The sequence below is a fragment of the uncultured Microbacterium sp. genome, assembly GCF_947632095.1.
In the GTDB taxonomy this organism is placed as follows: domain Bacteria; phylum Actinomycetota; class Actinomycetes; order Actinomycetales; family Microbacteriaceae; genus Microbacterium.
The window spans coordinates 20,073-43,250 of sequence record NZ_CANROA010000010.1; the positions used below are offsets into that span (position 1 = coordinate 20,073).

General features: G+C 66.0%; 22 protein-coding genes and 1 pseudogene. 5 read left to right on the forward strand and 18 right to left on the reverse strand.

Annotation, left to right across the window (positions count from 1 at the left end; translation table 11 throughout):
• Positions 1-25: 25 nt before the first annotated feature.
• From leuA to lepA, 17 genes and pseudogenes are all read right to left on the reverse strand, one after another.
• Positions 26-1,780 carry a 2-isopropylmalate synthase gene (gene leuA, locus Q0Z66_RS04730; RefSeq protein WP_298038375.1) on the reverse strand — a complete coding sequence of 585 codons (1,755 nt, stop codon included), beginning with the start codon at positions 1,778-1,780 and terminating at the stop codon, positions 26-28.
• Positions 1,781-1,959: 179 nt separating this feature from the next.
• A complete protein-coding gene (locus tag Q0Z66_RS04735; protein ID WP_298038377.1) occupies positions 1,960-2,421 on the reverse strand; it encodes a zinc-binding dehydrogenase in 462 nt (153 codons plus the stop codon).
• A 250-nt stretch (positions 2,422-2,671) separates the two neighbouring features.
• A pseudogene (locus tag Q0Z66_RS04740) lies at positions 2,672-2,767 on the reverse strand (NADP-dependent oxidoreductase); the annotation flags it as partial.
• A 118-nt stretch (positions 2,768-2,885) separates the two neighbouring features.
• The gene (gene era / locus Q0Z66_RS04745) at positions 2,886-3,782 is read right to left on the reverse strand and encodes a GTPase Era (protein ID WP_298038380.1); all 897 of its coding nucleotides are present in this window, start codon (positions 3,780-3,782) and stop codon (positions 2,886-2,888) included.
• Positions 3,772-5,052, reverse strand: a complete 1,281-nt coding sequence (locus tag Q0Z66_RS04750; protein ID WP_298038382.1) for a hemolysin family protein — start codon at positions 5,050-5,052, stop codon at positions 3,772-3,774. Before Q0Z66_RS04750 ends, era begins: the two co-directional genes overlap by 11 nt.
• The gene (gene ybeY / locus Q0Z66_RS04755) at positions 5,049-5,510 is read right to left on the reverse strand and encodes an rRNA maturation RNase YbeY (protein ID WP_298038448.1); all 462 of its coding nucleotides are present in this window, start codon (positions 5,508-5,510) and stop codon (positions 5,049-5,051) included. The genes Q0Z66_RS04750 and ybeY overlap by 4 nt, the downstream gene beginning before the upstream one ends.
• Positions 5,504-6,523 carry a PhoH family protein gene (locus tag Q0Z66_RS04760; RefSeq protein ID WP_298038450.1) on the reverse strand — a complete coding sequence of 340 codons (1,020 nt, stop codon included), beginning with the start codon at positions 6,521-6,523 and terminating at the stop codon, positions 5,504-5,506. Before Q0Z66_RS04760 ends, ybeY begins: the two co-directional genes overlap by 7 nt.
• A 46-nt stretch (positions 6,524-6,569) precedes the next feature.
• A complete protein-coding gene (locus Q0Z66_RS04765) occupies positions 6,570-6,917 on the reverse strand; it encodes an HIT domain-containing protein (protein ID WP_298038385.1) in 348 nt (115 codons plus the stop codon).
• A gap of 202 nt (positions 6,918-7,119) precedes the next feature.
• The gene (locus Q0Z66_RS04770) at positions 7,120-8,139 is read right to left on the reverse strand and encodes a transglutaminase-like domain-containing protein (RefSeq protein ID WP_298038387.1); all 1,020 of its coding nucleotides are present in this window, start codon (positions 8,137-8,139) and stop codon (positions 7,120-7,122) included.
• A complete protein-coding gene (locus Q0Z66_RS04775; RefSeq protein ID WP_298038390.1) occupies positions 8,136-9,044 on the reverse strand; it encodes a hypothetical protein in 909 nt (302 codons plus the stop codon). Before Q0Z66_RS04775 ends, Q0Z66_RS04770 begins: the two co-directional genes overlap by 4 nt.
• Positions 8,971-9,198, reverse strand: a complete 228-nt coding sequence (locus Q0Z66_RS04780) for a DUF2510 domain-containing protein (protein ID WP_298038393.1) — start codon at positions 9,196-9,198, stop codon at positions 8,971-8,973. The genes Q0Z66_RS04775 and Q0Z66_RS04780 overlap by 74 nt, the downstream gene beginning before the upstream one ends.
• Positions 9,199-9,256: 58 nt before the next feature.
• Positions 9,257-9,985 (reverse strand): 16S rRNA (uracil(1498)-N(3))-methyltransferase, encoded by a 729-nt coding sequence (locus Q0Z66_RS04785; RefSeq protein WP_298038396.1) that lies wholly within the window; start codon positions 9,983-9,985, stop codon positions 9,257-9,259.
• Entirely contained in the window at positions 9,985-11,094 is a 1,110-nt protein-coding gene (gene dnaJ, locus Q0Z66_RS04790) for a molecular chaperone DnaJ (RefSeq protein WP_298038399.1), read from the reverse strand. The genes Q0Z66_RS04785 and dnaJ overlap by 1 nt, the downstream gene beginning before the upstream one ends.
• A gap of 40 nt (positions 11,095-11,134) precedes the next feature.
• Positions 11,135-12,169: a heat-inducible transcriptional repressor HrcA gene (gene hrcA / locus Q0Z66_RS04795; RefSeq protein WP_298038400.1), complete on the reverse strand. Its 1,035-nt coding sequence runs from the start codon at positions 12,167-12,169 to the stop codon at positions 11,135-11,137.
• A gap of 55 nt (positions 12,170-12,224) precedes the next feature.
• Complete coding sequence (gene hemW, locus Q0Z66_RS04800; protein ID WP_298038403.1) at positions 12,225-13,451, reverse strand: radical SAM family heme chaperone HemW; 1,227 nt, start codon at positions 13,449-13,451, stop codon at positions 12,225-12,227.
• Entirely contained in the window at positions 13,451-14,104 is a 654-nt protein-coding gene (locus Q0Z66_RS04805) for a DUF1990 family protein (RefSeq protein ID WP_298038405.1), read from the reverse strand. Before Q0Z66_RS04805 ends, hemW begins: the two co-directional genes overlap by 1 nt.
• Before the next feature lie 62 nt (positions 14,105-14,166).
• Positions 14,167-16,017 (reverse strand): translation elongation factor 4, encoded by a 1,851-nt coding sequence (gene lepA / locus Q0Z66_RS04810; RefSeq protein WP_298038409.1) that lies wholly within the window; start codon positions 16,015-16,017, stop codon positions 14,167-14,169.
• A gap of 235 nt (positions 16,018-16,252) precedes the next feature.
• Here lepA and Q0Z66_RS04815 point away from each other — a divergent pair, with 235 nt between their 5' ends.
• The 5 genes from Q0Z66_RS04815 to rpsT all read left to right on the forward strand — a co-directional run bounded on the left by Q0Z66_RS04815 (position 16,253) and on the right by rpsT (position 22,402).
• Entirely contained in the window at positions 16,253-17,236 is a 984-nt protein-coding gene (locus Q0Z66_RS04815; RefSeq protein WP_298038412.1) for an ABC transporter permease, read from the forward strand.
• Between the two features lie 2 nt (positions 17,237-17,238).
• Positions 17,239-18,180 carry an ABC transporter permease gene (locus Q0Z66_RS04820; RefSeq protein ID WP_298038413.1) on the forward strand — a complete coding sequence of 314 codons (942 nt, stop codon included), beginning with the start codon at positions 17,239-17,241 and terminating at the stop codon, positions 18,178-18,180.
• Positions 18,177-20,105: an ABC transporter ATP-binding protein gene (locus Q0Z66_RS04825; protein ID WP_298038415.1), complete on the forward strand. Its 1,929-nt coding sequence runs from the start codon at positions 18,177-18,179 to the stop codon at positions 20,103-20,105. The genes Q0Z66_RS04820 and Q0Z66_RS04825 overlap by 4 nt, the downstream gene beginning before the upstream one ends.
• 132 nt (positions 20,106-20,237) lie before the next feature.
• Positions 20,238-21,938, forward strand: a complete 1,701-nt coding sequence (locus Q0Z66_RS04830; RefSeq protein ID WP_298038417.1) for an ABC transporter family substrate-binding protein — start codon at positions 20,238-20,240, stop codon at positions 21,936-21,938.
• 203 nt (positions 21,939-22,141) lie between these two features.
• The gene (gene rpsT / locus Q0Z66_RS04835; RefSeq protein ID WP_298038419.1) at positions 22,142-22,402 is read left to right on the forward strand and encodes a 30S ribosomal protein S20; all 261 of its coding nucleotides are present in this window, start codon (positions 22,142-22,144) and stop codon (positions 22,400-22,402) included.
• Between the two features lie 78 nt (positions 22,403-22,480).
• Here the strand turns inward: rpsT and Q0Z66_RS04840 are convergent, their stop codons facing one another.
• Entirely contained in the window at positions 22,481-23,155 is a 675-nt protein-coding gene (locus Q0Z66_RS04840; RefSeq protein WP_298038421.1) for a histidine phosphatase family protein, read from the reverse strand.
• Positions 23,156-23,178: the final 23 nt, after the last annotated feature.

Below are 23,178 nucleotides of genomic sequence, written 5' to 3' on the forward strand. Positions count from 1 at the left end.
CGGAGGCCGCTTCGAACGCGACGGATCAGACGGCCGCCAGCTGCGTCTGCCGCGTGCGGATCGCCCGGTTCACTCCCGAGACGATCGCCTTGAGGCTCGCGGTGGAGATGTCGCCGTCGATGCCGACGCCCCACAGGCGCTGGTCGTCGACCTGCAGCTCGACGTAGGCCGCGGCCTGCGCGTCGCCGCCGGAGCTGAGCGCGTGCTCGACGTAGTCGTAGACCGTGATGTCGAAGCCCTGACCGCGCAGCACCTCCACGAAGGCGGCGACGGGACCGTTGCCCTGCGCGGTCACCGAGCGCTCCTCGTCACCGTCGCGCACAACAGCATCCAGGACGACCTCGCCCGACATGTCGCTGCGGGTCTGCGTGCCCAGCAGCTCGAACCGCCCCCACTTCGCCTCGGCGTCGTCGGCGGGCAGATACTCATCCGTGAAGATGGTCCAGATCTGCTCGCTGGTGACCTCTCCGCCCTCGGAGTCGGTCGTGGACTGCACGACGCCCGAGAATTCGATCTGGAGTTTGCGGGGCAGATCCAAGTTGTGGTCGGTCTTCAGCAGATAGGCGACGCCACCCTTGCCGGACTGAGAGTTCACGCGGATGACCGCCTCGTAGGAGCGGCCCAGGTCCTTCGGGTCGACTGGCAGGTACGGCACGGCCCATTCGATCTCATCGATGGTCTTGCCCTCGGTGACCGCGCGGGCCTCCATCGCCTCGAAGCCCTTCTTGATGGCATCCTGGTGCGATCCGCTGAACGCCGTGAACACGAGATCGCCGGCCCACGGGCTGCGCTCGGGGACGGGCAGCTGGTTGCAGTACTCGACGGTGCGCTTGACCTGGTCGATGTCGCTGAAGTCGATCTGCGGGTCGATGCCCTGCGTGAACATGTTGATGCCCAGCGCGACGAGGTCGACGTTGCCGGTGCGCTCGCCGTTGCCGAACAGGCATCCCTCGATGCGATCCGCACCCGCCATGTAGCCGAGCTCGGCTGCGGCGACGCCGGTGCCGCGGTCGTTGTGCGGGTGCAGCGACAGGATGACGTTCTCGCGGTGGGCCAGGCGGCGGCTCATCCACTCGATCGAGTCGGCGTAGACGTTGGGAGTGGCCATCTCGACCGTCGCCGGCAGGTTGATGATGACCTTGCGCTCGGGCGTCGGGCCGAAGGCCTCGATCACCTGGTTGCAGACGTCGAGGGCGAACTCCAGCTCGGTGCCGGTGTAGCTCTCGGGCGAGTACTCGTAGAAGACCCGCGTCTCGGGGATCGTCGCCTCATACTGCTTGCACAGGCGCACACCCTCGAGGGCGATGTCGATGATGCCCTGCTTGTCGGTGCGGAAGACGACCTCGCGCTGCAGCACGCTCGTGGAGTTGTACAGGTGAACGATCGCCTGCTTCGCACCGGCGATGGCCTCGTAGGTGCGGGCGATGAGGTGCTCACGGGCCTGGGTCAGAACCTGGATCGTCACGTCATCCGGGATGGCGCCGTCGTCGATCAGGTGACGGACGAAGTCGAAGTCCGTCTGGGAAGCGGAGGGGAATCCGACCTCGATCTCCTTGTATCCCATGCCCACGAGCAGGTCGAACATGACGCGCTTGCGCTCGGGCGACATCGGGTCGATGAGGGCCTGGTTGCCGTCGCGGAGGTCGACCGCGCACCAGCGGGGTGCCTCGGTGATCCGCTTCGCGGGCCATGTGCGGTCGGGGATGTCGACCACGATCTGCTCGTGGTACGGACGGTACTTGTGCACCGGCATCGTCGAGGGGCGCTGGGTGTTCTGCATGATGGGCTTCTTCTCTTCGTCAGGATGATCGGGCCAACACAAGCGCCGCGACGAGGAAGGCCCTTGCTCTCAGGACTCGTCGCGGCAGCTAAGAAGAAGCAGACCGCCGAATGGCATGCGTTCAGAGTACACCCGTCAGCGCGCGGGTCGCCAAATCAACGGGGTGCCGGGTCGGCGGGCTACGGGATGAGTGCGAACTTGCCGCCGGCGTGCCCGGTCGCGAGCATGCGGGTAGCGGCGATCGCCTCAGCGAGCGGGAATATGCCCGCGATCGGCACCTCGAGCTCCCCCGCACCGGCGAGGGCGATGAGATCCGCGCGGATGCTGTCGCGGAAGGCCGCGCTCTCGGGCTGCGATCCGGCGATCGCCCGGAAGCCGTCGGCAGCGGCGCGCGCGGGTGCGGCGACCGTCACGATCCTCCGCAGGTCCTCGACGAGCTCGAGCGATGCGTCGACGGCATCCGACGTGCCGACCGTGTCGAGGGCCACGACGATGGGGGCATCCGTCACCGCGCGCACGCGATCTTCCAGCGCCGCGCCGTACGAGACCGGGATGCCGCCGAACCGGCGCACCTCGTCGAAGCGCGCCGCGCTCGCGGTGCCGATGACGCGGATGCCGCGCCGTCGTGCCTGCTGCAACACGCTGATACCGACGGCGCCGGATGCGCCGTGCAGGAGGATCGTCTCCCCCGCGGCCGCCCCGCTGATCGGCGGCCGTCGTGCCCGCCAGCAGCAGGTTCGCCGCGGCGGCGTGCGGCAGAGATGCGGGCTTCGCGAACGCCTTCGACGCGGGGATCGTCACCTCGTCGGCGTAACCGCCCTGCACTCGGAAGGCGATGACCTCATCGCCGATCGCCGCGGGCCCCGAGCCGATCGTCGTGTCCGGGCCGATCGCGACGATCTCGCCCGAGATCTCATAGCCGATCGCGACGGGAAGGACGGCGCCCGGTCGGGCTGCGGCGACGTGCTTGTGGTCTGAGGGGTTCATCCCGGCGGCGCGCACGCGCACCGTGGCCTCCCCGCCGCCGGAGCCGGCACCGGATGCTCGACGAGACGCCAGTCCTCGTACGATCCCCAGTGCTCGGCGACCCAGCGCTGCGCCACGCTCAGAACCCGAGGCGTCCGAGCTGCTTCGGGTCGCGCTGCCACTCCTTGGCGACCTTCACGTGCAGTTTCAGGAACACCCGCGTGCCGAGCAGCTCCTCGATACCGGTTCGGGCCTCCGCGCCGACATGCTTCAGGCGCGATCCCTTGCGCCCGATGATGATGGCCTTCTGGCTGTCCCGCTCGACGACGATCGAGGCGTGAACATCCGTGAGGTCGCTGTCCTCGCGCTCGGCGATGTCATCCACGACGACGGCGATCGAGTGCGGCAGCTCGTCGCGAACGCCCTCGAGCGCTGCTTCGCGGATCATCTCGGCGATGCGGTCCTCGGTGGACTCGTCCGTCGTGATGTCGTCCGGGTAGAGCGCCGGCCCTGCGGGCATGAGCGCCAGCATCTCGTCGGTGAGCACATCCAGCTGCACGCGGGTGAGGGCGGACAGCGGGATGACCGCGGCCCAGTCCTCGCGCAGGGAGTCGACCTCCATGAGGCGCTCCGTGATCTGGTCGCGGTCCGCGGCATCGGTCTTCGTCACGATCGCGATCTTCTTCGCACGGCCGTAGCCGTCGAGCGATGCGGCGATACGGCGATCGCCGGGGCCGACCTTCTCCGTCGCCGGTACGCAGAAACCGATCACATCGACGTCGCCGAGCACCTGCTCGACGAGGTCGTTGAGTCGCTCGCCGAGAAGCGTTCGCGGCTTGTGGATGCCGGGTGTATCGACGAGCACGAGCTGACCGCTCGGCCGGTTGACGATCCCACGGATCGCACGCCGGGTGGTCTGCGGCTTCTCGCTCGTGATCGCGATCTTCTCGCCGACCAGGGCATTCGTCAACGTGGACTTGCCGACGTTCGGCCGCCCCACGAAGGTCGCGAATCCGCTGCGGTTCTCATCGGTCATCGTCTGTCTCCTCTGCTGCGCCCGCGGCGCGCTCCACGAATACCGTGGCGATTCCCCGTCCGCGGCCGCGCGAAGCACCGCCGGTCAGGACCAGTCCGTCGATCGTCGCCGTGACCCCGGGCTGCGGGATCTGGTCGACAGCTTTTCCGAGCAGCCCGCCGATCGAGTCCACGTCCTCATCGTCGAGGTCGATGCCGAACAGGTCTCCCACGTCGTCCAGCGACAGGCGGGCGCTGACCCGGTAGCGGCCGTCGCCGAGATCGACGACCTCGGCAGCGGCGCGGTCGTACTCATCGGAGATCTCGCCGACGAGCTCCTCGATCAGATCCTCCAGAGTGACGAGACCCGCGATGCCGCCGTGCTCGTTGACCACCAGGCACACGTGAACGGCGTCGCGCTTCATCTGCTGCAGAAGGGTCTCCGCGCGCATGGACTCCGGCACGAATGTCGCCGGTCGCGAGATCGAGCGGATGGATGCTCCGCGCCAGGCGGTCTCATCCCGATATGCGAACTGCACGAGGTCCTTCAGATACAGCACGCCGACCACGTCGTCGGCCTCATCGTCGACCACCGGCACCCGGGAGACGCCGCGATTGAGGAACAGGGACATGGCCTCATCCATCGTCGCCTCGGCATCGACGGTGACCATGTCGGTGCGCGGGACCATCACGGCGCGCACGAACTGGTCCGTGAAGTCGAAGACGGAGTGGATGAGGTCGCGGTCGTCCTCTTCGATCAGGTCGTTGGACGCCGCTTCGTCGACCATGCTGAGCAGCTGGTCCTCGCTGGCGAACGAACTGCGGCCCGTGCCGGGCGTGACACGGTTGCCGATCACGACCAGGCCCTGGGCGAGGGGGCCCAGGATGAGTCGGAGCCCCCGCACGATCGAGGCCGTGCCCCGGATCATCCCCTCGGCACGACGACGGCCGAAGGAGCGCGGGCTGGCACCGACGAGAACGAAGGTGATGCCGGTCATGAGGATCGCGGCGGCGAGCATCGCCCACCAGATGCTCTCGAACATGATCGTGAACGCGGCCGTGACGAGCACGGCTGCGGTGACCTCGACGAGCACGCGGATGAATGACACCGCATTGACGTGGGCATCGAGGTCTTCGCAGATCCGCTTGAGCGCCTTCGCATTGCGCCCCTCGTCGGCCATCTCTTCCAGGTCGGCTCGCGAGGTCACGCCGTAGGCTGCGTCGATGGCGGCGCTGAGCCCGCCGAATGCCACCAGGAGGATGGCGGCGACGATGAGGAGGATCTCGGTCATCGGGTGCGTTCGGCCTGCGCGAAGCCGAGGATCAGCTCCTTCTGCAGACCGAACATCTCACGCTCCTCATCGGGTTCCGCGTGGTCGTACCCGAGCAGGTGGAGCAGTCCGTGCGTGGTGAGCAGGATCAATTCGTCCATCAGGGTGTGTCCGGCAGCCTGCGCCTGGGTCTCGGCGACCTGGGGGCACAGCACGATATCGCCGAGCAGTCCCGGAGGGGTCGGGCGGTCTTCGGTTCCCGGACGCAGCTCGTCCATGGGGAAGCTGAGCACATCAGTGGGGCCGGGCTCGTCCATCCACTGCACGTGCAGGGCCTCCATGGCACCCTCGTCGACGAGGACGATCGCCACTTCGGCATCCGGGCTGACGTGCAACTGGGCGAGGTTGAAGTCGGTGAGGCGCTGCAGCACCGTCTCGTCGACGTCGATGGCGGATTCGTTGTTGATCTCGATCATGATGAGTGTCCTCGTCTCGGCTGCCGATCGCGCGGCATACCGGCTCGTCGGTCGGCACGGTTGGCGAATTCTCGGGCCTGCTCGCGCTCGTGGCGGGCAACCGTGCGCTGCTCGTCATACTCGCTGTAGGCGTCGACGATGCGCCCGACCAGGGAATGGCGGACGACGTCATCGCTGGTGAGCCGGGCGAAGTGGATGTCTTCGATGTCTTTCAGCACCCGGGTCACCAGGCGCAGACCGGATGCACCCTGGGGCAGGTCGACCTGGGTGATATCGCCGGTGACCACCATCTTCGTACCGAAGCCGAGGCGGGTGAGGAACATCTTCATCTGCTCGGGCGTCGTGTTCTGCGCCTCGTCGAGCACGACGAAGGAGTCGTTCAGTGTGCGCCCGCGCATGTACGCGAGCGGGGCGACCTCGATCGTGCCGCTGGCCATGAGCCGCGGCACGATGTCGGGGTCCATCATCTCGTTGAGCGCGTCGTACAGCGGTCGCAGATAGGGGTCGATCTTGTCGGTGAGGGTGCCGGGAAGGAACCCGAGCCGCTCGCCCGCCTCGACCGCCGGGCGCGTGAGGATGATGCGGGTGACCTCTTTGCGCTGCAGCGCCTGCACGGCCTTCGCCATCGCGAGGTAGGTCTTGCCCGTGCCGGCGGGACCGATGCCGAACACGACCGTGTTCTCCTCGATCGCGTCGACGTAATCCTTCTGGCCGAGCGTCTTCGGGCGGATGACCCGGCCGCGGGTCGACAGGATCGCTTCGCCGAGCACCTCGCTCGGACGCGGACCCTCGTCCCGGCGCAGCATCCGAGCCGAGTTCTCGACGTCTCCGGGGGCGAGATCGACGCCGTCGCGGGTCATGGTCATGAGTTCCTCGACGAGTCTCTTCGCGGAGCGCACGGGTTCCGGCTCACCCGTGAGGGTGATCTCATTGCCGCGGACGAGGACCTGCACCGCGGGATGCTCCTTCTCGAGCATGCGGAGAAGGCGGTCCTGCGGTCCGAGCAGCTGCACCATGGCGACACCGTCGGCGAGGAGCCGCTCGGTGACGAGGTCGTTTTCGTCAGAAGCCAATGAGCCGGTCCTCCGGAAGATTGCCGAGCACGTGCGCATGCACGTGGAAGACGGACTGGGCGGCGCTGGCGCCGTTGTTGAAGATGAGCCGGTATTCGCCGTTCGCATGCTCCTCGGCGATGCGCTTCGCCGCGGCGACCATGTCGGCCATGAGCGGTGCGTCTCCGGCGGCGAGCTCGGTCACGTCGCGGTACTGCTCGGTCTTGGGGATGACGAGCACGTGCAGCGGCGCCTGAGGGTTGATGTCGCGGATCGCGAACACCGTCTCGGTCTCGAGCAGGATCTCACCGGGGATGTCACCGCGCAGGATGCGGGTGAAGATCGAAGGTTCCGTCATGGTCCCAGTCTAGGCGACCGCCGTCCGATCACTCGGTGGCGTAGTCCTCCTGGAACATCTCGGGATGCCATGCGTCGTTGATCGTGCGCTGCGCCATCCCGGTGAAGTCCGATTCGTCGATGAGCAGATAGCGGGTCGAGTCCGCGCCGTCGTTCCACGTCGTGTCGATGGCTTTCCATCGCCAGTCGATCAGGACGTGGTTCTACGCATGGGCGCCGCCGACCGTATTACCGGACACGTACACCGATTCCAGGCCCGCCTCGCGGGCGAGGAGGTTGAAGGCGTCGGCGTATCCTCCGCAGACCACCAGTCCGTCGATCAGCGCGCCGTGCGAGTCCCATGCCCTCCATTGGTCACCGACCGGTTCCGCCAGGATGCTGTTCGACGAGACTTCTGTGTAGGTCTCGTAGTCGTATTCGATGTTGTCGACCATCCAGGCGTTGATGGCGCCGGCTTTGTCGGCATCGCTCATCTCGGCGTCGACGATTTCGGCGATGATGCCCTCCGCCAGGGCGCTCAGCCGGGACTGGATCTTCTTCACCGCATCGGCATCTTCGCGATAGGTGACGTAGAGGATCTCTTTCTCGATGACGGCGCTGTCCACGACCGCGCTGATGAGCGGATTCTGGATGTAGGCCGTTCGGTACGCATCCGCCGGAGCGGGGAGACCCGGTTTCCCGGCGTAGGCGCTCAGATCGACCGCCTGTTCGCTGGCGGCGAGGTTCGCGGCGATGTACCGGGTCAACTCGTCCGTAGCGAAGAGCTCGTACTCGCTCACCGGTGCGACGGTCGACGGAGTCACGTTGTTCGGGGATCCGGTGAGATCCGCGAACGTCGTCACCGCTCCCGTCTTCGGCATCTCCATGGACGCTCTTTCGTTGTACGCCGAGACGTAGTCGGCCATGCGTGCCGGCCAATCCGCTTCCGAAACGCCGTCCGGCTTGAGCGTGTAGAGGGTCACCCGGAAGTCCGTTCCCGGTACCGCCCCCTTCACGAGGCCGGTCATCTGCGCGTCTTCATCGCCCGAGAGGAACATCCCGAGCGTCACGACGTGCGGGGAGATCGTCGTCGGGTCCAGACGCAGCGGCATCGTGATGGTGTCGCCGTTGAGCGTCGTGACCGGATACTGCGTCGGGGTCGCACTGAAATCACCGTTATCGCTGAGATCGAACATGTCGCGATAGGCGTTGTATGCGCTGTCGAAGGGCACGGCTCCGATCACGGAGTTCGCGTCGATATAGCTGATCCGCGAGTGCTTGCCGCCCCGACGGCGACGACCGCCATGTGTGCGAGCGGCTCCGGCTCCTCGTAGGTGAACAGCGACCCGCCGGTCTCGTCGACGGAGAAGCCCGAGAACAGGCTGAACGTTCGTTCCGGAGCCTCTCCGTGCGTCGGCGGTTTCGAGGTCCAGCTCGTCTCTGTCGTGGATGCGACGACCGAGGGGCCCGTGTGCCCGCCGTAACCGATGTCGCTCTTGATGAGGAAGTATTCGGTGCTGTCATCGGCACCTTCCGGCGCATTCCAGGTGGCCTTCACGCTGCCACCGGTGCCGACCATCGAGAAGGTCGGCACGATGGTGTCGAAGAACATCTCGTGGTCGGATGAGCGCACGGTGTGCACCAACGGGGTGTCGCGGAGCTCGCCATCGCGGTCGTAGTACTGCACGACGTAATAGGTCTCATAGCTCATCCACGACGCGCGGATCCAGTCGTCGGCGTCCTCGAGCTCCTCAGCGACCGGATCGAAGTAGGGCACACTCGTCGTTCGCAGCAGCTCAGGCAAACCGCTGCTCACACGAAGCTCGGCGTCCTCCCACGGGCGGATCGCGACCGTCTGATCCTTCTCGCTCCAGAGATCGTTGTGCGGCAACGAATCTGTCAGAGCACTGTCGAAGAAGATTGCGAAGACGCCGTCCTCATCGCCATCCGGCAATGTGCGCGGGTCCACGCGCATCGGCACCTCGAGCGATTCCTCCGCTGCCAACTCCACCACGGGCGCCCAGGCGTAGCCGCCGGCGATCACCGTGCCGCTCGGATCCCGGCCTCCGATGGCCTCAGCGACGACGAGTCCTCCCGCGATCAGCGCGATCACCGCGGCGATACCGATGCCGGCGATGCCGTCGCACACGGCGCTGCCGCTCCTCCAGCGCGATGGCGGGCGCCGATTCGACGGCTTCTTCCGCGTCGCTCGTGGACTCGGTCCACTGCGTGCCGTCCCAGTAACGGTACGACGCCGCTCCGGCCGGATCGTCATACCAGCCCGGTGCTGCGGCTTCCGTCATCGCTGTCCCTTCACAGGCGCATCGGCGCACCCGTCGTCACTGTTGGATTGTGTCGCCGCTACCAGCGCTCGAGCGCGACCGAGAGCACGGCGATGGCCGCCGGCCCCGCGGTGGATGTACGCACGACCGTGTCACCCAGCAGCACCCTCTCGGCCCCGGCCTCGTCGAACTTCGCGAGCTCCTCCGGAGCGATGCCGCCCTCGGGCCCCACGATCAGGACCATGTCGCGCTCATCCGCCCGGATCTGTGAGAGCTTCGTCGTCGCCGTCGGATCGAGCACCAGCATCCGCCGCCCCTCGGATGCCGCGATCAGCTGACCGGTCGTCACGGGCTCCGCCACCGGCGGCACCCAGGCGCGGTGCGCCTGCTTCGCTGCTTCACGCACGATGGTCGCCCACCGCTCGCGTCCCTTGACGGCTTTCGCACCCTCCCAGCGGGAGATGCTGCGCGTGGCCTGCCACGGGATGACACCATCGATGCCGAGTTCGCAGGAAGTCTGCACCGCGAGCTCGTCACGGTCGCCCTTTGCGAGTGCCTGCGCGAGGAAGAGACGTATGGTCGGAGCGTCCTGTGCGCGGCGTCCCGTGACCTCGACGTTCACCAGCGACGCGGAGACATCGGTCACGACTCCCTCGAGCCAGATGCCGGCCCCGTCGCCGAGCGTCACCTGCTCCCCCACCCGCAACCGGCGCACGACGGCCGCGTGCTTCGCCTCGGCTCCCGTGAGCGCCACGATGTCGCCGATGCGCGCATCGGTGCAGGTCGGGGCGAGGAAGTGCAGTGCCATCAGCCGCGGAACTTGTCGCGCAGCTTCGAGAACAGTCCCTGCTGGAACTGGGCCAATTGCGGTGCCGGTGCCTTCTGCTTCTTGGCGAAGTCCTCGATGAGCTTGCGCTGCGCCGAGTCGAGCTTCGTCGGGGTGACGACCTGAACGGCGACACGGAGGTCGCCGCGCTGCGTGCCGCGCAGCGGAGTCACGCCGCGCCCCTTGATCGTCAGGATGTCGCCGGATTGCACACCCGAGCGGATCTCCAGATCGACCTGGCCATCGAGGCCCTGGATCGAGGTCTGGGTGCCGAGGATCGCATCGGCCATCGAGACCTCCAGCGTCGCCAGCAGATCGTCGCCGTCGCGGCTGAACGCGGCGTGCGAGGCGACCGAGATCTCGACGTAGAGGTCGCCGTTCGGACCACCGGCACGGCCGACCTCGCCGGATCCGGGCAGCTGCAGGCGCAGCCCGGTCTCGACGCCCGCGGGAATGTCGAGCGAAACGGTGCGGCGCGAGCGCACACGCCCCTCGCCGTGGCACGACCCGCACGGGTGCGGGATGACGGTTCCGTAACCGGAGCAGCTGCCGCAGGGCTGCGAGGTGACGACGTTTCCGAGGAGGCTCCGCACCTGGCGCTGCACATGTCCGGTGCCATGGCAGATGTCGCAGGTGGCGGGCGAAGTGCCCGGCTGCGTGCAGGCGCCCTGACAGGTCTCGCAGAGCACCGCGGTGTCTACCTCGATGTCGCGGTGCGCGCCGAAGATGACGTCGCCGAGCTCCATCGTGACGCGCACGAGCGCATCCTGTCCGCGCTCCTTGCGCGAGCGCGGGCGGTTACCGCGCCCTCCGCCCTGGCCGCCGAAGAACGTCTCGAAGATGTCCCCGAAGCCGCCGAACCCTCCGAAGTCGCCGCCGGCGCCGTCCCCGCCGCCCATGTCGTAACGACGACGCGAGTCGTCATCGCTGAGCACGTCATAGGCGTGCGTGACGAGCTTGAACCGTTCGGCCGCATCCTCCCCCGGGTTCACATCGGGATGCAGCTGCCGAGCGAGCTTGCGGTACGCCTTCTTGATCTCATCCGTCGATGCGTCCTGGGAAACTCCGAGGACTTCGTAATGGTCCGCCACAATCACCTTCCTGCGTGTGCGTGCACACGCGCGTACCGCTTCAGCGGCGCGCCTCGTCTTCGTCGAGCATGCGCGAGAGGTAGCGGGCCACAGCCCGCGCCGCCGCGAGATTGCTCGGGTAGTCCATCCGGGTGGGACCCATCACGCCGACGCGCGCTGTTCCTCCCGGAGTCAGATAGTTGCTCGCGACGATGGATGCCTCGGGCAGCCCGAACGGTTCGTTCTCGGCGCCGATGCTCGCCGCGAGACCATGCTCGTCGGTCACCATCTCGCTCATCAGCCGCAGCAGGGTCACCTGCTCCTCGATTGCTTCGAGGAGCGGGTGGATGCTGCCGCGGAAGTCCTGTTCGCGTCGCGCGAGTGTCGCGGCTCCCGCCATCACGAGCCGCTCCTGGCGGAACTCGGCGAGCTCCTCGCCGATCACGGACGCCAGCGCACGGGCCGCGACATCGATGCGCGAAGGCTCGGAGCCCTTCTGCAGCGCCTGCACGCGGTCGGTCGCCTCGCGCACCGTCTGGCCGGTGAGCAGGGCCGACAGCCGTGCCCGCACGACGGCGACCTCGGCGTCGTCGAGATCCAACGGCAGCCCGGTGATCCGTTGCGAGACTCCACCGGCATCCGTCACGAGCACGACGAGGAGGCGGTTCGGTGCGAGCGCCACCAGCTCGATATGCGTGAGGTGCGCGCGGGCGAACGACGGGTACTGCGCGAGAGCGACCTGGCCCGTCAGGCGGGTCAGCACACGGACCGTGCGCGCCATGAGGTCGTCGAGGTCGGCGGGATCCGTGAGGAAGCCCTCGATCGCATTGCGCTGCGCCGAGGACAGAGGGCGCAGTTGCGCCAAATGGTTCACGAAGACCCGGTAGCCCTTGTCCGTCGGCACGCGACCGGAGGAGGTGTGCGGAGCCGTGATGAGTTCTTCGTCCTCGAGCTGGGCCATGTCGTTGCGGACCGTCGCGGCCGAGACGCCGAAGGAATGGCGGTCGACGATCGACTTGCTGCCGACCGGCTCACGCGTCTCGACGTAGTCCTGGACGATGGCCTGAAGAACTTGAAGTCCTCGCTCGGTGACCATGTCGCGCCTCCCTTCTGGCACTCAGATACCCGGAGTGCCAATTCTACCCCGGTGCTCAATCCGTCAGCTCGCGCACCACGGCATCCGCGAGCAGCCGGCCCTTCAGCGTCAACCGGATCCGGCCACGAAGGGCTGCCGGAGCGTCCACGAGCCCATCTGCGATGAGCCCGGCAACGCGGGTGCGATTCGCCTCCGGAAGATCGACGATGGCCATGCCCTCCGCCAGGCGGGTCTCGAGGAGAACCCGCTCCAGAAGATGAGACGCCGCATCCGGGCGCTCGGTTCCCGCTGCCGGGGACTCGGATACCGCGAGCCGCTGCGCATAGGCTGCCGGATGCTTCACATTCCACCAGCGCAAACCCGCGACATGGCTGTGCGCACCGGGGCCGAATCCCCACCAGTCGTTCCCCCGCCAGTAGGCGAGATTGTGGAGTGACCGGTGATCGGCGTCCGGCACCGACCTCGCCCAGTTGCTGACCTCGTACCACTCGAAGCCGGCCGCGGCCAGGCGGGAATCCACCGTCTCGTACATGTCGGCCTGAAGATCATCATCAGGGCGCGGCACCTCGCCGCGACGGATCTGACGGGCGAGCTTCGTGCCGTCCTCGATGATCAGGGCGTAGGCGGAGATGTGGTCGGACTCGAGCGCGAGCGCAGCATCCAGCGAAGCCTCCCAATCGGCGAGGGACTCCCCGGGGGCGCCGTAGATCAGGTCGACACTAACCTCGAGGCCCGCGCCCTTCGCCGCTGCAACCGCTGCGCGGACGTTCTCGGGCCGGTGCGTGCGGTCCAGCGCCGCCAGCACATGCGGCACGGCCGACTGCATGCCGACCGAGAGCCGGGTGACTCCGGCGTCGGCGAGCGTGCGCGCAACCTCATCCGTCACCGTGTCGGGGTTCGCCTCGACTGTGACCTCGGCGCCCTCACGGATCCCGAAGGCGTCGATGGCCGTTTCGAGCATCCGTGCGAGATCGCCCGCCGGAAGAAGTGTCGGCGTGCCTCCGCCGAAGAAGACCGTGTCCATCGGGCGCAGCGCTCCCGCATCGCCCAGAACCCGCTTCGCGAGCGCGATCTCCGCCCGGAGCGTGTCGGCGTAATCGTCCTGACGGGCGCCGCGCAACTCGCTGGAGGTATAGGTGTTGAAGTCGCAGTAGCCGCACCGCACACGGCAGAACGGGATGTGCAGATACGCCGAGAATGGAACCTGCGCATCGATCGGCAGATCAGCGGGCAGACGACCATCGCTCGGAGCAGGATCCCCGAGCGGCAGAGCACCGGCCATCAGAGCGGCGTCGCGTAGAGCGGGGAGATCGCACGCAGATAGCGGTCGAACAGCTCCTTGCGCCGCCGCTTCACGAGCCCCGGAACGAAACGGTAGAGCACGGACACCGGCGCGTCGAATGCGCGCACGGTGAACCAGACCTCATCCGTGTCCTCGCGCCAGTCGATCTCGAAGAGCTCCTCGCCGCTTACGACGGAACCGCCCACCGTGCCCAGCACGAAGCCGATCCGACGGGGCTCCTCGTTCACCGAGATGACCCGCAGCTCGGCATCCGCGCGCATGCCGGAGACGCGGCCGCGCAGCGTCAGGGTCATGCCCGGGCCGACGAAGGGCGTCCCCTCGGCGTCGAAGCGTTGCTCGACTTCGCGCTTGCTCGGCGCAACCGGGTTTCCCTCGGCGTCGAAACTCACGCCCGCGTAGGTAGGACCGGCGGCAGGGCGCACATCTTCGACGTGCAGACCCGCGGCACGCTGAGCCGTCCAGGACAGCAACGCATCTCCGGCGGTTCGGAAACGCTCCTCGCCGCTGCCGATCCTCCAGGAGTTCTCCGCCGGCACGCTGCGCTCCGGCGGATACTGCATCAGATCAGGGGCGTGTGTTGCGCCGACCGCTGCGTAATCGACCGTCTCGTCCCGGAATGTCCCACGCCGCATGACACCCAGACTACTGGGACGGTCCTGGACGAACACCCCCACACGCGATGAGGATGCCACGCCTACTTCTTGTCCTTGCCCTCGACGTCACCGGAGAGCGCGGCGATGAACGCCTCCTGGGGGACCTCGACGCGACCGACCATCTTCATGCGCTTCTTGCCCTCCTTCTGCTTCTCGAGCAGCTTCCGCTTACGGCTGATGTCACCGCCGTAGCACTTGGCGAGCACATCCTTGCGGAGGGCGCGGATCGTCTCGCGGGCGATGATGCGCGCGCCGATCGCCGCCTGGATCGGCACTTCGAAGTTCTGGCGAGGGATGAGCTTGCGCAGTCGCTCGGTCATGAGCGTTCCGTATGCGTAGGCCTTCTCACGATGGACGATGGCGCTGAACGCGTCGACCTTGTCGCCCTGGAGCAGCACGTCGACCTTCACGAGATCGGCGGTCTGCTGGCCGGCGGGCTCGTAGTCGAGGCTCGCATAGCCCTGCGTCTTGGATTTCAGGTGGTCGAAGAAGTCGAAGACGATCTCGCCGAGGGGCATCATGTAGCGAAGCTCGACGCGCTCCTCGCTGAAGTACTCCATGCCCAGCAGCGAGCCGCGGCGCGACTGGCACAGCTCCATGACGGCGCCGACATAGTCCTTGGGCAGGAGGATCGCGGTCTTGACCATGGGCTCTGCGACCGAGGCGACCCGGCCATCGGGGTACTCGCTCGGGTTCGTGACGGTGACCGTCTCGCCCGTATCGGTCGTGACCTCGTAGATCACGCTCGGCGCGGTCGTGATCAGGTCGAGTCCGAACTCACGGCTGAGGCGCTCGGTGATGATCTCGAGGTGCAGCAGACCCAGGAATCCGCATCGGAAGCCGAAGCCGAGCGCCACGGAGGTCTCGGGCTCGTACTGCAGCGAGGCATCCGACAGCTTGAGCTTGTCGAGCGCTTCGCGCAGATCCGCGTAGTCGCTGCCGTCGATCGGGTAGATGCCCGAGAACACCATGGGCTTCGGGTCGGTGTACCCGGCCAGCGGCTCGGCAGCCGGCTTGCGAGCGGTCGTCACCGTGTCGCCGACCTTGGAGAGGCGGACGTCCTTCACGCCGGTGATCAGGTAGCCGACCTCGCCGACGCCGAGGCCCTTGGAAGGAATCGGCTCCGGACTCGAGACGCCGATCTCCAGCAGCTCGTGCTGCGCATTGGTCGACATCATCTGGATGCGCTCACGCGGAGTCAGCGCTCCGTCGATCATGCGCACATAGGTGACCACGCCGCGGTAGGAGTCGTAGACCGAATCGAAGATCATCGCGCGCGCCGGAGCATCCGCATCACCGACGGGAGCAGGGATCTCGCGCACCAGACGGTCGAGGAGGTCCTCGACGCCGACGCCGGTCTTGCCCGAGACGCGCAGGACGTCTTCCGGGCGGCCGCCGATCAGGTCGGCGAGCTCCTTGGCGAACTTATCGGGATCCGCCGCCGGCAGATCGATCTTGTTCAGCACCGGGATGATCGTCAGATCATTCTCGAGCGCGAGGTAGAGGTTCGCGAGCGTCTGGGCCTCGATGCCCTGCGCCGCATCGACGAGGAGGATGGCGCCCTCGCAGGCGGCAAGCGACCGCGACACCTCGTAGGTGAAGTCGACGTGACCGGGGGTGTCGATCATGTTGAGGGCGAACGTCTCGCCCTCGATCTCCCAGGGCATGCGCACGGCCTGGCTCTTGATGGTGATACCGCGCTCTCGCTCGATATCCATGCGATCGAGGTACTGCGCACGCATGTCGCGATCGGCGACCGCGCCGGTGATCTGCAGCATGCGGTCGGCGAGCGTCGACTTGCCGTGGTCGATGTGGGCGATGATGCAGAAGTTTCGGATCTGCGAGGGCGGCGTCGCGGAAGGCGAAAGCGGTTTCAGGGCACGTGGAGACATGTCCCGTCCAGTCTACGGTCAGGGGCGCCTAATGTTCGATTCCTCGACTGCGGTGATAGTCTCTCGAGGTTGCTCTGTACGAATCCGTGACACTCGGTGCCAGCGGAAACCCGACTCCGTACCAGTCGTTGAATGGTGAATCGGTCGCGCAACCGAGTCGAAGATGTTTGACTGAATCTCGACTCAGCGCCTCCCGGCCGATCCCGAATGCGCCTGCAAAGAGAAAGACACGAACTTGATCAAGTATCTCCTGCGCCGCACCCTCGGCTGGCTAGCGATGATCGTGGTCGCGACGAACATTACCTTCTTCTTGGCGTGGGGGTTCCTCAACCCGCGTAATAATTTCGTCGGCCGCCGTCCCCCGCTGAGCGAAGAGCAGATCGTCAAACTGCTCGAACCCCGGAATCTCAGCGACTCCGTGCCCATCTGGGAGCGCTGGTGGAACTGGTTCAGCGCCATCCTCTTCCGCTGGGACTGGGGCGTGAGCCCGACCGGCGGCTCGATCAACGAGCAGATCGCCTACCGCATGTGGGTGAGCGCCGAGCTCGTCCTCGGCGCGACGATCATCATGACGGTCATCGGTGTCGCGATCGGTGTCTACACGGCATCCCGGCAGTACAAGCTCGCCGACCGCATCGGTCAGGCGACCTCGATCATCACGATGAACATCAACGTGATCGTGGCCGCCCTCGGAATCGTTCTGCTCGCGATCGCGCTGAACGACCTCGTCGGGACCCGCATCTTCTATGTCACCGGCTCGTCGAGCAAGGGCGTCGAGGGGTTCTTCCCGGTACTCATAGACAAGTTGCAGCATGTGACTCTGCCGACCATCGCGCTCGTCATCACCGGCTACGCGGGCACCCACTTCCTGCAGCGCTCGCTGCTGCTCGACAACATCAACGCCGACTACGTCCGCACCGCGCGTGCGAAGGGCCTGACGAAGCCGCAGGCGATTCGCAAGCACGCGCTGCGGACTTCTCTGATCCCCGTCGCCACGCAGGTCGCCTTCAGCATCCCCGGCATCTTCACCGGTGCGATCCTGACGGAGACGATCTTCGCCTGGAACGGCATGGGCAAGTACTTCATCGAGACCATCACGAAGAACGACATCAATGGTGTCGTCGCCGTGGCCGCGTTCGGAGGCGTCATGGTCGCCATCGGCGCCGTGCTCTCGGACATCATCGTCGTGGTCCTCGACCCGCGAGTGAGGGTGAGCTGAACATGAGTGAAATGATCGACCCCCTGGCCTCACCCATCCCCGACCCCGCGGTCGAGGAATCCCGTGAGGAGCAGACCACCGGCAAGCCCATGTCGAAGTGGACGCTGTACTCGCGCCGTTTCTTGCGGAACAAGCCCGCAGTCGGCGGCATCGTGATCTTCGTTCTGCTGGTGCTTTTCGCCATCATTGCGCCGCTCGTCGCGAAGTATGACCACATCGAGCTCGACTTCCTCGCTCTGAGCAGCCCGCCTTCTCCGGAACACTGGTTCGGCACCACGCCGTCCGGAAATGATGCGTTTGCGCAAGTCGCGATAGGCCTGCAGCGCTCTCTCATGATCGCTGTCAGCGTCTCGCTCGGCACGACGGTCCTCTCCGCGATCATCGGCACGGCCGCAGCCTACTTCGGCGGCATGACCGAAAAGATCACACTCATGGTGATCCACTTCATGATGGTGATCCCCAGCTTCCTGATCCTCTCGCTGCTTTCGAACAAGTCCGGCGGCGACTGGCGTGTGATCGCGCTGATCATGATCTTCGTGACCGGCTGGTACTTCCCCGCCCGTGTCGTCTGGACAACAGCCCTCTCCCTGCGCGAGCGCGAATACGTGCACGCCGCTCGCTACATGGGCGTGGGCGGTTTCCGTATCGTCCTGCGCCACCTCATCCCGAACATCGGCTCGCTGCTCATCATCAACTTCACGCTCGGCATCGTCAACGCAGTGATGGCGGAAACCGGACTGTCGTTCATCGGCTTCGGCGTGAAGATCCCCGATGTCTCTCTCGGCTCCCTGATCGGTTCCGGCGCGAACATCATCACCAGCGCACCTTGGCTGTTCTACTTCCCCGCTGCAGCCCTGACGCTGCTCACGGTGTCGATGGCACTCGTCGCCGACGGTCTGCGCGATGCCCTCGATCCCACCTCGGCGGCTGGAGGTCGCGCATGAGCAACATCATCTCCGTCCGCGATCTGAAGGTCAGCTTCGCCTCCGAGGCCGGCCGGGTGGATGCCGTGCGCGGCGTCTCCTTCGACCTCGAAGCTGGGAAGACCCTCGGCATCGTCGGTGAATCCGGCTCCGGCAAGTCCGTGACATCCCTGGCGATCATGGGTCTGCTCGATGAGAATGCCAAGGTGTCCGGCTCGATCGTCTACGACGGGCAGGAGTTGCTCGGCAAGACAGATAAGCAGATGTCAGTCATCCGTGGCAACGGCCTCGCGATGATCTTCCAGGATCCGCTGACCTCCCTCACCCCGGTATACACGATCGGCGATCAGCTGATCGAAGCTCTGACGATCCACCGCGGCATGAGCCACAAACAGGCATGGGACCGGGCAGTCGAGCTGCTCACGCTCGTCGGAATCACCCAGCCCGAGAAGCGCATGAAGGGCTTCCCGCACGAGTTCTCGGGCGGCATGCGCCAGCGCGTCGTGATCGCGATCGCGATGGCCAACAGCCCGAAGCTGATCATCGCCGATGAGCCGACCACCGCGCTCGACGTCACGATCCAGGCGCAGATCCTCGACCTCATCGAGAAGGCGCAGCAGGAGACGGGCGCCGCGACCATCATGATCACCCACGACATGGGAGTCGTCGCCCGCATGGCCGACGATGTCATGGTCATGTACGCGGGGCGCCCGATCGAGCACGCACCGGTCGGGGAACTCTTCCACCACACGCGCATGCCGTACTCGATCGGTCTGCTGGGAGCGATCCCGCGCGTCGACAAGGCCGAGAAGGAGCCCCTGGTCCCGATCAAGGGCAACCCGCCTCTGCTGATCGATCTGCCCGACGCGTGCCCCTTCGCCAACCGCTGCCCCATCGTGCAGGACGCCTGCCTCACGCGCGAGCCCGACCTCGCACCGGTCGCCACGGGCACGGGCGCCGAGCACACGGCCGCGTGCATCCGTGCGGGTGAGATCACCGACGGCGGTCTCCTCGGCGGCCTCCCGGTCTACCCGGTTCCCGCGGCCCCGGAGAGCGACCTCACCCGCTCTCCCCGCGAAGAACGTCCCATCACACTGGACGTACGCAACCTCAATAAGAGCTTCCCCCTCATGAAGGGAGCCTTCCTCAAGCGCAAGGTCGGCGAAGTTCACGCCGTCAAGAACGTCACCTTCGACGTGCGAGAGGGCGAGACGATGGCGATCGTCGGCGAGTCGGGCTCCGGCAAGACGACGACGCTGCTGCAGATCATGGATCTCGTCAAGCAGAACGACGGCGACATCGTCATCAACGGCACGAGCGTCAACGACATCACCAGCCGCAAGATCGAACGGCAGGTGCGGCGCGACATCCAGATCGTTTTCCAGGATCCGATGGGCGCGCTCGACCCGCGCATGACGGTGGCCGATGTCATCGCCGAGCCGCTGCGCGCGATCGGCACTCCGGCCGACGAAGTCTTCCCCCGCGTGCGAGAGCTCATGGACCTCGTGGGACTCAACCCCGCGCACATCGACCGCTTCCCCGGAGCGTTCTCGGGTGGTCAGCGTCAGCGCATCGGCATCGCCCGGGCTCTGTCGACCAACCCGAAGATCATCGTCCTCGATGAGCCGGTCTCGGCCCTCGACGTATCGATCCAGGCCGGTGTCATCAACCTGCTCGACGAGCTCAAGGTGAAGCTCGGCCTGTCGTACCTCTTCGTCGCGCACGATCTGTCGGTCATCCGGCACATCGCCGATCGCGTGGCCGTGATGTACCTCGGCGATTTCGTCGAGCACGGCGATGTCGACGAGATCTTCGAGAACCCGAAGCACCCGTACACCCAGGCGCTTCTCTCGGCGATTCCCGTGCCGGATCCCGACATCGAACGCACCCGCAGCCGCCTGATATTCAACCCGGAGACCGGGCAGACGGAGCCCGTCCGCAGCTGAGTTTGTTAAGGGCCGGTAACGCTCGATCACCGTCCGATAACAGTTAGCCATGATTCACCGTACCCCGACGCGATAGCCCCGCATCACTACTATTCTCGTGCTTATGAAACGCCGAAAGGCGAAAGGAGCACCATGAAGCAGCAGAAGCTGATGGGGGCTATCGCGATCAGCGGAGTCCTCGCACTGGCCCTTGCCGGCTGTGCAGCCGATACCGGCTCGAACGACGGCAACACCACTCCCACCGAGACCAAGGCCTCGGACTACAACCCGCAGCCCCGCGAGAACCTCCAGGTCGGCGGCGAGGTCCGATTCCCGATCGCCGAGATCCCCGAGCAGCTGAACAGCTTCAACGGCGATGCTTCGGCCGACACCGCCCGCGTCGCGGCCTGGTACATGCCGCAGATCCTCCTCCAGAAGGACGACGGCACCCCGTACAAGCACGATGCGTACCTCGACGCGTGGGACATCGACACGGTCGATGGCAACACCCAGATCACGTTCACCTTCACGGATGACGCGCACTGGAACGATGGCACCGACATGGATTGGACCGCCATCGACGCCACGTGGAAGGCGAACAGCGGCAAGGACGAAGCCTTCAACCCGAACGCCACCGACGGCTACAAGCAGATCGCTTCTGTCGAGCAGGGCGACACCGCGAAGACTGCGATCGTCACCTTCGACGGCGAGTTCGCCTGGCCCGAGATGCCGTTCCTCACGGGCATCATCCACCCCGCGCTGGCCGACGCCGAGACCTTCAACACCGCGATGATCGATGACCCGCATGCTGAGTGGGGTGCAGGCCCCTACACGATCGACGAGTTCGACCCGAACTCCGACTACGTCTCTTACGTCCCCAACCCCGAGTGGTGGGGCGACGAGCCGCTGCTGGAGAAGGTCTCCTTCCAGGGCCTCGACTCCTCGGCATCGATCAACGCGTTCAAGGCTGACGAGATCGACACCGTCGAGGTCACCAGCAAGGACCGCCTTGAGCAGGTCAAGGGCATGGACGGAATCGAGCTGTACCGCGCCACCCAGACAGCCAGCACGCTGATCCAGGTCGACGCAGAGAAGCCGCAGTTCGAGGACGTCAAGGTCCGCGAGGCATTCTTCAAGGCGATCAACATCGACCAGCAGAAGGAGATCGCCTGGAACGGCCTGGACTACGAAGAGGAGCCGGCCGGTTCGCTCACGCTCTTCCCGTTCCAGCCCGGTTACTCCAACGCCCTCGCCGAGGCCGGCTGGGAGTACAACCCGGACGCTTCGAAGGAGCTCCTTGAAGAGGCCGGCTGGACCGAGAACACCGACGGCATCCGCGAGAAGGACGGCGAGACGCTCACGGTCGTTTACCCCGTCTGGAACGACAGCCCCACCAACGAGGCTCTCGCCAAGGCTCTGCAGGCGCAGATGAAGGAGGTCGGCATCGACCTTCAGATCGACATCCGCCCGCCGTCCGACTTCTCCGATGACTACAACTCGAAGAACTGGGACGTCTCGTCGCTGCGCTTCACCTCGTCCGACCCGTTCGGCGCCGCTTGGTTCTGCCAGCTGTACTGCATGGACATGGGCCTGAACCTCTCCGGCGTCCAGAACGCCGAGATGGATCAGCGCATCCACGACGAGGTCGAGTCGCTCGCGACCTCCGATGAGCAGACGGCCGCGGCCATGAAGCTCGAGGCCGAGATCTTCCAGGACTGGGGCATCATCCCGCTCTACAACGGTCCGATCATCACGGCCGCGAAGACGGGCCTGGCGAACCTCACGCCGGAGTCGTACGTCGGCATGGATGGCTTCGGCGTCCAGCCCGTCGAGAACGTCGGCTGGGAGAAGTAATCACTTCTCCCTCCGCGAGGCGGGGTCGCAGGTTCTTCCTGCGGCCCCGCCTTTCCCATCTCGTCGAATCGTGTTAACCGTCGAAAACCTGGTAGACTTGGTTCTTGGCTTGCGTGTGGGTTCTTCCCTCACGAACGTCGGAAAGCAGCCCTCTTCCTGCTCACGACAACATCCCATCCATCACTGAACGAAAGTTTCCACGCGTGGCAAACATCAAGTCGCAGATCAAGCGCATCAAGACCAACGAGAAGGCTACGGTCCGCAACAAGGCCGTCAAGTCCGAGCTTAAGACCGCTGTTCGCAAGACCCGTGAGGCCATCGCCGCCGGTGACAAGGTTGCCGCCGAGGCGACCCTGAAGGTTGCGTCGAAGAAGCTCGACAAGGCCGTCAGCAAGGGCGTCATCCACGAGAATCAGGCTGCGAACCGCAAGTCCTCGATCGCCAAGCAGGTTGCCGCTCTCTGAGCCAACCGCTGAGTGAAAGGGCCCGTCCGATTCGGACGGGCCCTTTCGCGTTTCCCAGCGCTTGTTCCGAGTCGGCTCTCAAGCCGTCGCTTCAGCGGCCGTGTCGCCGGTGACGTCATTCGCCGCGGGATCTTCGAGCGCGTGCCCGCCCAGCGGGTCGCCGTGCCAGGTGACGAGATCCCATCCGGAAAGCGGATCGCCTTCCAGCGCGCACATGCCCGTGTTGTGCAACCAGCGCTGCACCGCCTGCACGGTGTCGACGTTGCGCGCGCGGTGAGCGGCCCACATGCGGATCGCCGCCCCATGACTGACGACGGCGGCCGTCTCACCGGCATGGTTGTCGACGATCGATGCGATAGCGCGGTCATATCGGCCGAAGAAGTCCTCGCCGCTCTCCGAACCCGGCATGGCGTAGGCGAGGTCGCTCTGCGCCCATCGGGTGAGGGTACCGACGTAGCCGGCCACGGCCTCCTCATCGGTGCGCATCTCGAAGTCTCCGGCCTGGATCTCCTCCAGGCCGTCGAGCACCTCGATGTCGTATCCCGTGGAACGGGCGAGCGGTGTTCCCGTGAGTTGAGTGCGTGTCAGCCTCGATGCGTAAACACCGCGAATGTCTTCATTCGCGAGCACGCCGGGGATCGCCGCGGCCTGGACCGAGCCGAGGGGCGTGAGGCCCGCACCGGGGAAGGCCGTGTCGAGTGCACCTGCGACATTGTTGGGGGTCTGTCCGTGTCTGATCAGCAGAAGTCTCATCGGGCTCCACCCTAGGCCAGCCC